The 13,565-nt window shown below is 72.0% G+C and carries 15 protein-coding genes; 9 read left to right on the forward strand and 6 right to left on the reverse strand.

Annotated features, from left to right (window positions below):
- Positions 1 to 108 precede the first annotated feature (108 nt).
- The gene (locus tag AC2XR2_RS08695; protein ID WP_491514714.1) at positions 109 to 615 is read left to right on the forward strand and encodes a gluconokinase; all 507 of its coding nucleotides are present in this window, start codon (positions 109 to 111) and stop codon (positions 613 to 615) included.
- A gap of 86 nt (positions 616 to 701) precedes the next feature.
- Positions 702 to 2,099 (forward strand): GntP family permease, encoded by a 1,398-nt coding sequence (locus AC2XR2_RS08700; RefSeq protein ID WP_491514715.1) that lies wholly within the window; start codon positions 702 to 704, stop codon positions 2,097 to 2,099.
- Between the two features lie 30 nt (positions 2,100 to 2,129).
- Here the strand turns inward: AC2XR2_RS08700 and AC2XR2_RS08705 are convergent, their stop codons facing one another.
- The 4 genes from AC2XR2_RS08705 to AC2XR2_RS08720 form a co-directional block, all read right to left on the reverse strand.
- Complete coding sequence (locus AC2XR2_RS08705; protein WP_491514716.1) at positions 2,130 to 2,753, reverse strand: cytochrome b/b6 domain-containing protein; 624 nt, start codon at positions 2,751 to 2,753, stop codon at positions 2,130 to 2,132.
- Positions 2,737 to 3,465: a molybdopterin-dependent oxidoreductase gene (locus tag AC2XR2_RS08710; protein ID WP_381299434.1), complete on the reverse strand. Its 729-nt coding sequence runs from the start codon at positions 3,463 to 3,465 to the stop codon at positions 2,737 to 2,739. Before AC2XR2_RS08710 ends, AC2XR2_RS08705 begins: the two co-directional genes overlap by 17 nt.
- 93 nt (positions 3,466 to 3,558) lie before the next feature.
- The gene (locus AC2XR2_RS08715; RefSeq protein WP_330267993.1) at positions 3,559 to 5,091 is read right to left on the reverse strand and encodes an APC family permease; all 1,533 of its coding nucleotides are present in this window, start codon (positions 5,089 to 5,091) and stop codon (positions 3,559 to 3,561) included.
- Positions 5,092 to 5,121: 30 nt separating this feature from the next.
- Positions 5,122 to 6,072, reverse strand: a complete 951-nt coding sequence (locus AC2XR2_RS08720; RefSeq protein ID WP_491514717.1) for a hypothetical protein — start codon at positions 6,070 to 6,072, stop codon at positions 5,122 to 5,124.
- A 448-nt stretch (positions 6,073 to 6,520) separates the two neighbouring features.
- On the opposite strand from AC2XR2_RS08720, the gene AC2XR2_RS08725 reads away from it, so the two are divergent.
- Entirely contained in the window at positions 6,521 to 7,414 is an 894-nt protein-coding gene (locus AC2XR2_RS08725) for a DMT family transporter (protein WP_330267991.1), read from the forward strand.
- 106 nt (positions 7,415 to 7,520) lie between these two features.
- Entirely contained in the window at positions 7,521 to 8,036 is a 516-nt protein-coding gene (locus tag AC2XR2_RS08730; RefSeq protein ID WP_381299432.1) for an NUDIX hydrolase, read from the forward strand.
- Here the strand turns inward: AC2XR2_RS08730 and AC2XR2_RS08735 are convergent.
- Positions 8,011 to 9,132: a sensor histidine kinase gene (locus AC2XR2_RS08735; protein ID WP_381299431.1), complete on the reverse strand. Its 1,122-nt coding sequence runs from the start codon at positions 9,130 to 9,132 to the stop codon at positions 8,011 to 8,013. The genes AC2XR2_RS08730 and AC2XR2_RS08735 overlap by 26 nt on opposite strands.
- A 10-nt stretch (positions 9,133 to 9,142) precedes the next feature.
- Positions 9,143 to 9,838, reverse strand: a complete 696-nt coding sequence (locus AC2XR2_RS08740) for a response regulator transcription factor (RefSeq protein ID WP_381299430.1) — start codon at positions 9,836 to 9,838, stop codon at positions 9,143 to 9,145.
- Between the two features lie 87 nt (positions 9,839 to 9,925).
- Here AC2XR2_RS08740 and AC2XR2_RS08745 point away from each other — a divergent pair, with 87 nt between their 5' ends.
- The 5 genes from AC2XR2_RS08745 (at position 9,926) to AC2XR2_RS08765 (ending at position 13,560) form a co-directional block, all read left to right on the forward strand.
- On the forward strand, positions 9,926 to 11,029 hold the full coding sequence (locus AC2XR2_RS08745; protein ID WP_491514718.1) for an endonuclease/exonuclease/phosphatase family protein: 1,104 nt from the start codon (positions 9,926 to 9,928) through the stop codon (positions 11,027 to 11,029).
- 45 nt (positions 11,030 to 11,074) lie between these two features.
- Positions 11,075 to 11,467 carry a YidH family protein gene (locus tag AC2XR2_RS08750; RefSeq protein ID WP_330267986.1) on the forward strand — a complete coding sequence of 131 codons (393 nt, stop codon included), beginning with the start codon at positions 11,075 to 11,077 and terminating at the stop codon, positions 11,465 to 11,467.
- On the forward strand, positions 11,464 to 11,787 hold the full coding sequence (locus tag AC2XR2_RS08755) for a DUF202 domain-containing protein (protein ID WP_381299429.1): 324 nt from the start codon (positions 11,464 to 11,466) through the stop codon (positions 11,785 to 11,787). Before AC2XR2_RS08750 ends, AC2XR2_RS08755 begins: the two co-directional genes overlap by 4 nt.
- A 267-nt stretch (positions 11,788 to 12,054) precedes the next feature.
- Positions 12,055 to 12,351 (forward strand): hypothetical protein, encoded by a 297-nt coding sequence (locus tag AC2XR2_RS08760; protein ID WP_330267984.1) that lies wholly within the window; start codon positions 12,055 to 12,057, stop codon positions 12,349 to 12,351.
- A gap of 165 nt (positions 12,352 to 12,516) precedes the next feature.
- On the forward strand, positions 12,517 to 13,560 hold the full coding sequence (locus AC2XR2_RS08765; RefSeq protein ID WP_381299428.1) for a phosphotransferase family protein: 1,044 nt from the start codon (positions 12,517 to 12,519) through the stop codon (positions 13,558 to 13,560).
- Positions 13,561 to 13,565 lie beyond the last annotated feature (5 nt).

Consider the following 13,565-nt stretch of genomic DNA (forward strand, 5'->3'; position numbering starts at 1 on the left):
TCAGACTTATTTGGCGCATACTCTTGAATAGTCCTACCTAATGGGTTTCAGTGGCGTCGGCATCCGTCGGCATCGGATGTCGAGACGACAGCAGACAGTGAGGCAGCGATGAGTACCCCCCATGTCGTCGTGGTCATGGGCGTCGCGGGCACCGGGAAGACCACCGTCGGTCCCCTGCTCGCGGCCCGGCTGGGCGTTCCGTACGCCGAGGGCGACGACTTCCACCCGCAGGCCAACATCGCCAAGATGTCGGCCGGCATCCCGCTCACCGATGACGACCGGTGGCCGTGGCTGGACGCCATCGGCTCCTGGGCGCACGGGCGGGCGGGACTCGGCGGGGTGGTCAGCTGCTCGGCGCTGAAGCGGTCGTACCGTGACCGGCTGCGGGCCGCGGCGCCCGGGGTCGTCTTCGTGCACCTGGCGGGCGACCGGGCCCTCATCGAGGACCGGATGTCGCACCGGCAGGGGCACTTCATGCCGACCGCGCTGCTGGACTCGCAGTTCGCCACGCTCCAGCCCCTCCAGGAGGACGAGGCCGGGGTCGTGGTGGACGTGTCCGGCAGCCCGGAGGAGATCACCGGGCGGGCCGCCGAGGCGCTCGCCGCCTTGCCGTAACGCACCGTTCCGGATCGCCGGCCCCCCGCAACGCACATTTCCGAAGCACCCCCGTAAGAAGTCCCCGTACCTGCAAGGGAACCCCCGTGACCAGACTCAGCGTCGAGATGCTGGCAGCGGACGCACCGGAGCCGATCACCTCGGCCGGTCACGCTCAGCTGGGCATCGCCGTCCTGGCGGGCATCGCCGTCATCGTGCTGCTCATCACCAAGTTCAAGCTCCATGCCTTCCTGTCGCTGACGCTCGGCACGCTGGTGCTCGGCGCGGTCGCCGGAGCGCCGCTGGACAAGGCCATCGCCAGCTTCACCACCGGCCTCGGCACCACGGTCGCCGGCGTCGGTGTGCTGATCGCGCTCGGCGCGATCCTCGGCAAGATGCTCGCCGACTCGGGCGGGGCCGACCAGATCGTCGACACCATCCTGGAGAAGGCGGGCGGCCGTTCGATGCCGTGGGCGATGGTCCTCATCGCCTCCGTGATCGGTCTGCCGCTGTTCTTCGAGGTCGGCGTGGTGCTGCTGATCCCGGTCGTGCTGATGGTCGCCAAGCGCGGCAACTACTCCCTGATGCGCATCGGCATCCCGGCCCTCGCCGGTCTGTCCGTGATGCACGGTCTGGTGCCGCCGCACCCGGGTCCGCTGGTCGCGATCGACGCGGTCGACGCCAACCTCGGCGTCACGCTCGCGCTCGGCGTCCTGGTCGCCATACCGACGGTGATCATCGCGGGACCGCTGTTCTCGCGGTACGCGGCCCGTTGGGTGGACGTGCCGGCGCCGGACCGGATGATCCCGCAGCGCGCCTCGGAGGAACTGGAGAGGCGCCCGGGCTTCGGCCCCACGCTGGCGACGATCCTCCTCCCCGTCGTCCTGATGCTGTCCAAGGCCCTGGTCGACATCGTGATCGACGACCCGGAGAACCTCACCCAGCGCGTCTTCGACGTCATCGGCTCCCCGATGATCGCCCTGCTGGCCTCGGTCCTCGTGGGCATCTTCACGCTGCTGCGGCCCGCCGGCTTCGGCAAGGACCGCCTCTCCCCGCTCGTCGAGAAGGGCCTCGCGCCCATCGCCGGCATCCTGCTGATCGTCGGCGCGGGCGGCGGCTTCAAGCAGACCCTGATCGACTCCGGTGTGGGTCAGATGGTCCTGGACATCTCCAAGGACTGGTCGATCCCGGCCCTGCTGCTGGCCTGGCTGATCGCGGTGGCGATCCGGCTCGCGACCGGTTCGGCGACGGTGGCCACGATCTCCGCGGCCGGCCTGGTCGCCCCGCTCGCGGAAGGCATGTCGACCGGCGAGACGGCCCTGCTGGTCCTCGCCATCGGCGCCGGCTCACTCTTCTTCAGCCACGTCAACGACGCCGGGTTCTGGCTGGTCAAGGAGTACTTCGGGCTTGACGTCGGGCAGACCATCAAGACGTGGTCGGTCATGGAGACGATCATCTCGGTGGTGGCGGGGGGTCTGGTGCTGCTGCTGTCGCTGGTCATTTAGCGGTACGGCGGTCGCGGCGCCCCCTGTCGGCTACGGCCGCCACAGGGGGTGTTCGCGTTCCGCCCACTCCTCGCTCACTTCCCCGGTCCTGAGGCCCCTCCTCGCCTCCGGATCGCCCAGTGCCATCCCGATGTGGCCCGCCAGGACGATGCCGATCGTGAGGGCGAGCCAGTCGTGGACGAAGGTCGCGCTGGTGCGCCACTGGATCGGGGTGAGGTGGGTGAACCACATGAGGAGGCCGGTGCCGAGCATGACGAGGGTCGCGCCGGCGATCCAGGCGGCGTAGACCTTCTGGCCCGCGTTGAACTTGCCCGCGGGGCGGGAGGCCCGGCGCTTGTCGCGGCGCAGGGCGGCGCGCAGCCAGACGCGGTCGTGCGGGCCGAAGCGGTTCAGGAAGCCCAGGTCGGCGCGGAAGGCGCGGGAGGCGAGGCCCAGGAGGGCGGGGAGGGGCAGGGCCAGGCCGGCCCATTCGTGGATGCGGACCACCAGTTCGCGGCGGCCGACGAGTTCGGCGAGCTGCGGGACGTAGAGGCAGGCGGCGGTGGCCACGCAGACGCCCATGAGGGCGGCCGTCGTGCGGTGCACCCACTTCTGGGAGCGGCCGAAGCGCCGGACCCCGGCGGCCTGGGGCGGGGCGTCAACTCGTAGGTGCATCGTCCCGCCCGTTCGACTTGCCGACCCAGGCGTCCACGTCGTAGCCCCGGTCCTCCCAGTAACCGGGCTCCACGTCCTCGGTGACGGTGATCCCGGAGAGCCACTTGGCGGACTTGTAGAAGTACATGGGGGCCACGTAGAGGCGGACCGGGCCGCCGTGCGAGTGGCCGATGTCCTTGTCCTGCATGCGCAGGGCGACCAGGACGTCCGGGCGGCGGGCCTGGTCGAGGGTGAGGCTCTCGGAGTAGGCCCCGTCGAAGCAGGTGAAGCGGACGGCGCCGGCCTTGGCGGTCACTCCGGCGGCGTCCAGCAGCGCGGACAGCCGTACGCCTTCGAACGGCGTGTCCGGGACCCGCCAGCCCGTCACGCACTGCACGTCCTTGACCAGCCGGGTCTGGGGCAGCGCCCGCAGGTCGGCCAGGGTGTAGGTGCGGGGGCGGGAGACCAGGCCGTCGATCTTGAGCTGGTAGTTCCCGGCGTTCTTGTGCGGCACGGACGAGGTCACCGAGTAGTAGCGGAAGCCGCCGCCGTTCGGGAGCAGACCCGTCAGGCCCGTGGGGTCCTTGTCGGCGGCGCTGCCGAGGAAGGCTTCCAGACCGCGTTGCAGGGTGGGCGCGGCGACCACGCCGAGGGCGCCCAGGCCGAGGGTGCCGAGGAGGACGCGGCGGCCGATCGGGGTGCCCTGCCCTTCCTCGGGATGTTCGGAGTTCACGTCACCATTCGAACACCCGCGACCCCGGCGGGGCCAGGAATCGCGGGTGCTCGTCAGACTTCCGTAATCACTTCTCACGCCGCTCTCGGAGGGCTACGACGCCTCTTCCGCGGCCTTCTCCAGCTGGAACGCCTCGTTGCCGAGCCCGATCCGCGCATGCGCCTCGGGCCTGCGGGCGCGCAGCAGGAGGCCCTGGGCCAGGCCCACCAGCAGGGCGAGGCCGATGATGCCGGGCAGCACCCAGCTCAGCGAGGAGTCCGGGCCCGCGCCGACCAGGACGTCGAAGTCCTTCACCGTGTAGCCGGCGATGACCAGCAGGGCGATGCCGGCGAGGGCGGAGGTGACCAGCCGCCAGGCCTGGGCGCCCGCGGCGCCGCGTCGCACGAAGAAGACGATCACGGAGGCGGAGGCGGCCGCCATCAGCACGATCACGCCGAGGGCGCCGATGTTGCCGAACCAGGTGAACAGGTGCAGGACCGGCTCGGTCGGGTCGCCGGTGGGCTTGTCGTCGGCGACCGCGAAGATCACGACCACCACGACGGACACGGCGGTCTGGAGCAGCGAGCCGGTGCCGGGCGCGCCGCTCGCGCTGTTGGTGCGGCCGAAGGCGGCGGGCAGCAGGCCCTCGCGGCCCATGGCGAAGGCGTACCGGGCGACGACGTTGTGGAAGCTGAGCATGGCCGCGAACATGCCGGTCACGAACAGGACGTGCAGGACGTCGGTGAAGGTGCCGCCGAGGCGGGACTCGGTGAGCCCGAAGAGCAGTCCCGCGCTCTGCTTCTGGGACTCGGCGACGACCGCGGAGGGGCCGGTGGCGACGGTGAGGGCCCAGCTGCTGAGCGCGAAGAAGACGGCCACGCCGCCGACGGCCAGGAACATCACGCGCGGCACCAGGATGTGCGGGCGGCTGGTCTCCTCGGCGTACACGGGCGCCTGTTCGAAGCCGAGGAAGGCGGCGATGCAGAAGCACAGGGCGGTGCCGACGCCGGCGCCGCTGAGGGTGTCCGGGTTGAAGGCGTGCAGGGACAGGCCCTCGGCGGCCGGGTCGGCGACGGCGGCGATGTCGAAGATGACGACCAGCACGACCTCGATGATCAGCAGGACGCCGAGCACGCGCGCGTTGACGTCGATCTTCAGCCAGCCGAGCGCGCCGACGACCAGGGCGGCGACCAGGGCCGGTATCCACCAGGCCACCGACAGGTCGGTGTAGGTGGCGAACAGTCCGGAGACCTCGAAGCCGAAGATGCCGTAGATGCCGACCTGGAGGGCGTTGTAGGCGACCAGGGCGACCAGGGCCGCGCTCGCGCCGGCGGTGCCGCCGAGGCCGCGGGAGATGTAGGCGTAGAAGGCGCCCGCGTTGTGGACGTGCCGGCTCATCTCGGCGTAGCCGACGCTGAACAGGACGAGGACGACGCCGAGGACGACGTAGAGGAGCGGCTGGCCGACGATCCCCATCACCGCGAATGTGGTGGGCATGACACCCGCGACGACCATGAGGGGGGCGGTCGCCGCGAGGACGGAGAGCAGCAGGCCTCCGGTGCCGAGCCGGCCGGCCCGCAACGCGCGGTCCTCGCCCTTGAACGTACTGATGCCTGGTCTGCTCTTGCTGGAACTGTCGGTGGTCATGCGGACCGTCCTTCGGGGGGTTCGGGGGTGCTACACCGTGCCGAGCGCGCTGTCGCGGGCGGCACGGAAGGCGGAGTACGGCTCACGGTCCGGATAGGACCAGGGGGCCGGGGTGGGGCGTTCGCCGATGCGGTGGAAGAGGGCGGCGGCCTCGGCGCCGCGGCCCTCGCAGACCTTCGCGTGGGCGAGGAAGTTCAGGTCGACCAGTCGGCGGGGGTGGCCCTCGTGCTCCCACTCCAGCCACCAGTCGAAGGCCGACTTCATCACCTGCCGGGCCCGGCGGCCGGTCCAGTGCCCGGAGGCGGCCGGGTCGCGCGGCTCGTGCCCGGCGGCGGCCAGCGCGCGGTAGCGCTCGGCGTGCGCGATGACCGGCAGGATCGCGAGCGGCGAGTCGGCGGGCGCCTGGTCGGCGGCCCAGTTGGCGAAGTCGTACACCTCGTGCAACGGGTCGGGACCGGCCTCGGCACGGCGCTCGGCCAGCCTGGCGACCATCAGGTGGTGGGCGTGGTGGTGGTCGGCGTACCGCTGTCTGATCTCGGCGAACACGTCGGACACCGCGTCCGCCGCGCCGAGGTCGCGCTCCAGCAGGAGCAGACCGAGCCAGGGGGTCGGGTCGGCGGGTGCGCGCAGGGCCGCGGTCCGGCACGCCTCGCGGGCCGCTTCGGGCTTGCCCTTGCCGCTCCGGACGCGCTGGACCAGGGCGAGGGCGAGCAGTACGGCGGCGTCGGGGGCGTCCGGTTCGGCCACCAGCCAGTCCCGGGCCCAGGGCTCGCTGTACGGCTCCGCGGCGAGCACCGTCACCCGGTGGCCGCGCCGGTCCCAGTCGTCACCCGTGCGGGCGAGCAGCGACCGCACCGCCTGCCATCTGCCCTGCGCCAACGCGGCGCGCGCCTCGATGAGTTCGGCGTCGTCGAGGGCCGCGTCGAAGGCCTGGGCGGCGCGTTTTCGACTGCGGCCGAAGGGGGGCGGGGGCGGCGACACCGTGTGGGTTGTCCTCACGGAACATGGGGCGTGACGGGTGGGGCGGGAGGGGTGCCTGCGCGGATACGGGCAGGCGGGGCAGCCGATGCGGGCAGGTTCGGGGGGGCGATTCGCACCGCCATCGACTGATCACGGACAGCCAACCCCCCACCCATGGTTTGCGTCAAGGGTTGAAGACGCGTTACACGCGTCAACTCTCCACACCTGAGGGGAAGTTGTGACGTTCCGGTGCTGGTGGGACCCGGTCAAGGCCCGGCGTCTGTGGCGTACGCCATGGCGTGCTCCTCCCCCGCCCCGCACCATGGCGGGAACCCCCCGCCGCCCAGACGGGCGCGATGACCGAATCGACGGTACGGATGCGGGTACTCCCAGGGGCAAGCCGGGCACTGGGACGCTACAGTCGGCGACTACCACCCCGCCGCCCGGCCGGACGATCGAGGTACGCAGCGTGTCGGTTCTGGTTCTGATTCTCGCCGTGAGTGCGGCCTGTTGCCTGGGCTTCGGGTTCGTGCTCCAGCAGAACGCGGCCCGGCAGGCCCCGCTGAGCGACTTCCTCTCGCCCCGGCTGCTGCTCGACCTGGTCAAGGTGCCGCGCTGGCTCGGCGGCATCGCCCTGATGGTGGCCGGCATGGTGCTGGGCGCGATCGCGCTGGGCCAGGGCGAGGTCTCCCTGGTGGAACCCCTGCTCGCCACGAACCTGCTCTTCGCCCTCGCCCTGTCCCGCAGGCAGACGAAGCAGCCGCTGGGCCGCCAGGGCTGGGCGGGCCTGGCGCTCCTCGCGGGCGGGGTGAGCGCGTTCATCGTGGCGGGCGAGCCGCGCGGCGGCACCGCGGTCACCGACCCCTTCCGGCACTGGCTGATCATCGGCGCGATGATCGGCCTCGCGCTGCTGCTCACCACCTACGCCAAGCGCTCCCGCCTGAGCGCGGGCCCGGTCCTGCTGGCCCTGGCGGCCGGTCTCCTCTACGGCGTCCAGGACGCCCTCACCCGGGTCAGCGGCCAGCGCTTCACCGAGGGCGGCCTCGCGGAGCTGCTGACCGGCTGGCAGCCGTACGCCGTGCTGGCCCTCGGGGTCACCGGGCTCGTCCTGGTGCAGAGCGCGTTCGAGACCGCGCCCCTTCGGATGTCCCTGCCCGCGCTGACCGCGGCCCAGCCGCTCGCCGGGATCATCTGCGGCGTGGGCTTCCTGGGCGACCGCCTGCGCACCGACACGGGCGCGCTGACCTGGGAGGCGGTGGGCCTCGCGGCCGTCGTCGTGGGCATCGTGCTGCTGGGGATGCATCCGGCGATGCCGAGCGGAGCGGAGCGGCCGGAGCCCGCGCGGGATCTTCAGCCGAGCTGAGGGTCGGCCTGGGGGCGCATGCCGTGGCTGTGGTCGGGGCGCGGCGCTGTGCCGCGGCTGTGGTCGGGAGGCAGGACTGCGGTGGGCCCCTGCTTGGATGGGGGCCATGAGTGCTGCTGACGAGATTCTCGACATCGTGGACGAGAACGACCGTGTCGTCGGGCGGGTCCCGCGGGGTGCGGCGTATGCCGAGGGGCTGCGGCACCGGTGTGTGTTCATCCAGGCCAGGGATGCCGAGGGGCGGCTGTTCGTGCATCGGCGGACGCCCACCAAGCTGGTCTTCCCCTCGCTCTACGACATGTTCGTGGGCGGAGTGGTCGGCGCGGGCGAGTCCTACGACGACGCGGCCCTGCGGGAGGCCGAGGAGGAGCTCGGGGTGAGCGGTCTGCCCCGCCCGGAGTACCTCTTCAAGTTCCTCTACGACGACGGCGCCGGCCACACCTGGTGGTCCGCGGTCTACGAGGTCCGCTGCGAGCTCCCCGTCAGCCCCCAGGTGGAGGAGGTCGCCTGGCACGACTTCCTGCCGGAGGACGAGGTGGAGCTACGGCTGCGGGACTGGGAGTGGGTGCCGGACGGACTGGCCGCCTACGAGCGGCTCAAGGCGTACCGGTCGATGGGCTGACCGGCACCGGCCCCGGGGCGCCGACCGCCGCAAGCTCCACCGTGACGCTGAGCCCGCCCTCCGGACGGGGCACGAGCGCGAGGGTGCCGTCGTGCGCCTGGGTGATGGTCTTGGCGATCGCGAGACCGAGGCCGACGCCCGCGTGGTCCGTGCGGACCCGCTCCGTGCCGCGCTGGAACGGTTCGGTGAGGGTGGCGGCCAGCGCCGGCGTGAGCCTCTCACCGGTGTTCTCGACCGTGAGCACCGCGACTCCGGCGCGGACGCCGGTCGTGACCCGCACGACCCCCTCGTCGGGCAGGTTGTGGACGATCGCGTTGTGCACGAGGTTCGTCGTGAGCTGGAGCAGCAGCGCGTGGGATCCACTGGTCGGAGCGGCGTCCCCACCGGTCTCGACCGTGACGCCCTGCTTCTCCGCGAGCGGGAGGAGCGTCTCGGTGGCCTCCTCCGCGAGCAGCGACAGGTCGACGGGTTCCCGGGTGAAGGACCGCTGGTTGGCACGGCTCAGCAGGAGCAGCGCCTCCGTGAGGTCGATCGCCCGGGCGTTGACGGAGTGCAGGCGCTCGATGACCTCGCCGGTGTCGGCGTGCGGGTCGGCGCGGGCCACGTCGAGCAGGGCCTTCGAGACGGCCAGCGGGGTGCGCAACTCGTGCGAGGCGTTGGCCGCGAACCTCTGCTGCTCGGCGACGTGCGCCTCCAGCCGGGCGAGCATCGCGTCGAAGGCGTCGGCGAGTTCACGGAACTCGTCCTTGCGGCCCGGCAGCCGGACCCGGTGGGAGAGCGAGCCGTGCGTGGCCGAGCGGGTGGCCTCGGTGATGCGGGTCAGCGGGGCCAGCATCCGGCCGGCGAGGATCCACCCGCCCACGAGGCCGAACACCAGCAGGAACGCCAGCACCGCGGCCGCCCTCGGGGCGAAGACCTGCAGGAGGGCGGAGCGGATGGGGAAGACACCGCCCGTGGGTCCGTCGTCGGGGTTGTAGAGCATCGCGCGGTCGGGGACGTAGCGCAGCAGGAACAGCCACACCGCGGCGAGCAGCAGCAGACCGGCGACCATGAGGAACCCGGCATAGCTGAGGGTGAGTTTCAGGCGGACACTCACCCCGGGCCGCCTATCCACGGCCCGCCCCCGCGTCCCCGGCGCCCGGTTGCGGGTCGATGCGGTAACCGACGCCCGGCACGGTGGCGATGACCCAGGGTTCACCGAGCCGTTTGCGCAGCGCCGAGACGGTGATGCGGACGGCGTTGGTGAACGGGTCGGCGTTCTCGTCCCAGGCCCGCTCCAGGAGCTCCTCGGCGCTGACGACACCGCCCTCGGCGGCGACGAGGACTTCCAGCACGGCGAACTGCTTCCTGGTCAGCGCGACGAAACGACCGTCCCGGTAGACCTCCCGGCGGAACGGGTCGAGGCGCAGTCCCGCGATCTCCCGCACCGGCGGCCGGCTGTGGGCGCGTCTGCGGTCGAGCGCTCTGAGCCTGAGCGCGAGTTCCCGCAGTTCGAAGGGTTTCGTCAGGTAGTCGTCCGCACCGAGTTCGAAGCCGGATGCCTTGTCGTCGAGCCGGTCGGCCGCGGTGAGCATGAGGATCGGCATCCCGCTGCCGGAGGCCACGATGCGTTCGGCGATCTCGTCACCGGAGGGTCCGGGGATGTCGCGGTCGAGGACGGCGATGTCGTACGTGTTGACGTCCAGCAGTTCCAGCGCGGTCCCGCCGTCACCCGCGACGTCGGCCGCGATCGCCTCCAGGCGCAGACCGTCGCGGATGGCCTCCGCCAGGTAGGGCTCGTCCTCGACAATCAGCACACGCATGGTCCCGATGCTACGAACCGCCGTATATCGGCGGCATATCGAAAACCGCATACGGGCCCGCAACATCGCGCCGCCTTGACTGGCGGCATGCACATGTATGCCGACCCCACGCCCGAGACCGGGCAGGAACGTACCGGGCGGGAACGTACCGATCACGAAAGCGCCGGTTCGGCGGAAGGCGCCGGTCCGGACGGTTCCGCCCGCCGGGCGCTCCGCCTCGGACTGCGCCCGGAGCCCTGGAAGCGCGGCCCGGTGCTCGCCGCGTCGGCGCTGCTGCTCGGCCTGCTCATGCTGCTGCACGGGAGCGTCCCGAACCGGATCGGGCACCTCGGCAGTCTGCTGGAGACCTTCCTGCCGTGGCTCGGTGTGTTCGTCCCGGTGCTGCTGGCCGGGGCGCTGCTGCGGCGCTCCGCCTCCGCCGTGGTCGCCCTGCTGCTGCCGGTCATGGTGTGGCTGAACCTCTTCGGCGGGCTCCTCGGCGACAGGTCCCGCTCCGGTGGCGATCTCACCCTGGTCAGCCACAACGTCGGCGCCGACAACCCCGACCCGGCGGGCACCGCCCGCGACCTCGTCGCCGCCGACGCGGACGTGCTGGCGCTGGAGGAGATCACCCCGGAGGCCGGCGGCGTCTACGAGCGGGAACTGGCGAGGACGTACCCCTTCCACACGCTGCTGGGCACGGTCGGGCTGTGGAGCAGGCTGCCGCTGTCGGACACCCGGGCGGTCGACATCGAGATGGACTACGGCCCGTTGGCGGCCACCAAGCCGGTCGACCCGGCCGCCACGCGGGCACTGCGCACCACGGTGGCCACGCGACAGGGACCTCTGGCGGTGTACGTGGCGCACCTGGCGTCCGTGCGAGTGACGCCCAGGGACGGTTTCGGGACGGCTCAACGGGACCGGGGGGTGCGGGCCATCGGTACGGCCGTCGCCGGCGAGCGGAACAGGCGGGTGGTGCTGCTCGGCGATCTGAACGGCACCGTGGACGACCGCGCGTTCGCCGGCCTCACCGCACGGATGCGGTCGGCCCAGGACGTGGCCGGAGACGGTTTCGGGTTCACCTGGCCTGCGGGCTTCCCGGTGGCGCGGATCGACCAGATCCTGGTCGGAGGGGTGACGGCGGACAGCTCGTGGGTGCTGCCGGCGACGGGGAGCGACCACTTGCCGGTGGCGGCCCGGATCAGCTGGTGAGGACCGGCGCCGGGTTCCGGCAGCCGGGCCGATAGGCTCGTGCGCGTGATCGATTTCGCACGGAACGTCCGCGTCTGGTTCGCCCCCGAGGAGGTCCGGCAGGAGGGCCGTACCCCTGACTACCGGTTCTCGCTGGCCAATGAACGTACCTTCCTGGCCTGGTTGCGGACCGCGCTCGCCCTGATCGGCGGTGGCTTCGCCGTGGACCAGTTCCTGCCGGACCTGCGCTGGGGCTGGCGGGTCGGGCTGGCGCTCGCGCTGCTCGCGGCGGGGGTGCTGTGCTCGTTGCGGGCGGTCAATCACTGGGTGCGGTGCGAGCGGGCGATGCGGCGGGGCGAGGATCTGCCGGCGTCCCGGTTCCCGGCACTGCTGTCCCTCGTGGTCGCGGTGGTGGCCGTGGCCATGGTCGCCGTCGTGCTCCTCGGGTGGGAGGGGTGAGCGGGGGCGCCGACGGTGGGCGTGATCCGGGACTCCAGCCCGAACGCACCCGGCTCGCCTGGCGTCGTACGACACTCTCGGGCACGGTTGCCGCCGTGCTCGCCGTGAAGACCGTGCTGCACGGCGGCCCGTCCCCCGCGGGCCTGGTGGCCTGCGCCCTGTGCTGCGCCCTCTGGCTGGCCTTCCTGTACCTGGCCCACCTCCGCATCCGCACCCTGACCGCCTCCGCCACCCCGACCGCCCTCCCTCCGAGACACGCGACGGCGGCGGTCCTGTGCACGGTGGCGATGGCGGCGTGCGGGGCGGCGCTGGTGTTCTGAGGGGGCCACGGAGGCGCCCATGCCTGGGCCTGGGGCGCCGAGTGTGGTCGTCGGGCGGCTGCGCGTGAGTGGGGGCTGGTCGCGCGGTTCCCCGCGCCCCTGGGGCCTCACTCAAGACGCGCCCCCACGGCCCGAACCCCCACCCCCGGCCCTCAGGGCAGCCCACCATCCAGCACCGCTACGCCACACCACCCGAATCGCCCCATATGCCCCCCGCCCGTGGCACCCTGTGCGACGTCATCGACTGTCGTTCCGAAGGGGAGCCTCATGACCACCCTCCACCACGAGCACGCCTCCCACGCGCACGTCCACGGTCCCGACTGCGGGCACACCGAGGTGCCGCACGAGGGGCACGTCGACTACGCGCACGACGGGCATCTGCACCGGGCCCACGACGGCCACTGGGACGAGTGCGAACCCGGTGGGCACGTCTCGCACGACGGTCACGACCACCGGCACGGCCAGGACTGCGGACACGAGAGCGTCCTGCACGGCGACCACGTCGACTACCTCCACGACGGCCACCGGCACGCCGAGCACGAGGGCCACTGGGACGACCACTGACCTGACCGGAAGACACCGAGAGACACCGCCGACAGCTCCCCGCCGCACCGGCCGGGGAGCTGTCGGCCTATCGTGGGCCGGATCACGTTCAGCGTCCCCTCTGGACGACATACCGACCAGTCGGCATGATGGTCGAAAACGTTCACGCGCGCGTAAGGAGCCCCGATGAGCCCCGACCATCCGCCAGGCCTCGATCTCGACCGGCTGCGCGGCCTGCTCGACCGCGAGCGCCCCGGCCTGGTGCAGGGCCCCCTGACCGGCCGGCTGATCGAGGGCGGACGGTCGAACCTCACGTACGCCGTCTCGGACGGCAACGCGCGCTGGGTCGTACGGCGGCCCCCGCTCGGCCATGTCCTCGCCACCGCGCACGACATGAAGCGCGAGCACCGCGTGATCAGCGCCCTGCACCCGACGAGCGTGCCGGTGCCGGAGCCGGTCCTGCTGTGCGAGGACCCCGGGAACGAGGCGGCGCCGGGATCGCCGTTCTACGTCATGGAGTTCGTCGAGGGCACCCCGTACCGCACCGCCGACCAGCTCGCCCCCCTCGGCCCGCAGCGCACCCGTGACGCCGTGCTGTCCCTCGTCGACACCCTCGTCGAGCTGCACGCGGTGGATCCCGCGGAGGTCGGTCTCGCGGACTTCGGCCGCCCCGAGGGCTTCCTGGACCGCCAGCTGCGCCGCTGGGGCAAGCAGCTGGACGCCTCCCGCAACCGCGACCTGGCGGGCATCGACGAGCTGCACGCGGCCCTCGGCCGCCACCTGCCCGACTCCCCCGCGGCGACCGTCGTGCACGGCGACTACCGGCTCGACAACGTCCTGATGGGCGACGACGACCGGATCAAGGCGATCCTCGACTGGGAGATGTCGACCCTCGGCGATCCGCTCACCGACCTCGGCCTGTTGGTGATGTACAGCATGCCGCTGGGCATGCCCGACTCCCCGGTGTCGACGACCGCGCAGGCCCCGGGGCACCCGGATCCGGCCGAACTGGTCGCGCGGTACGCGGAGCGCTCCGGACGGGACGTGACGGCGGTGTCCTGGTACACGGCGTTCGCCTGGTTCAAGCTCGCCGTGATCCTGGAGGGCATCCACTACCGCTACACCCTCGGCCAGACGGTCGGCGCCGGCTTCGACCGCATCGGCGACCTCGTCCCGGTCTTCATCCAGCACGGTCTGACCACGCTTCACGACGGCATCCAGGAAGGCTGATCCGC

Source organism: Streptomyces sp. LS-MS-L19 (assembly GCF_058382285.1).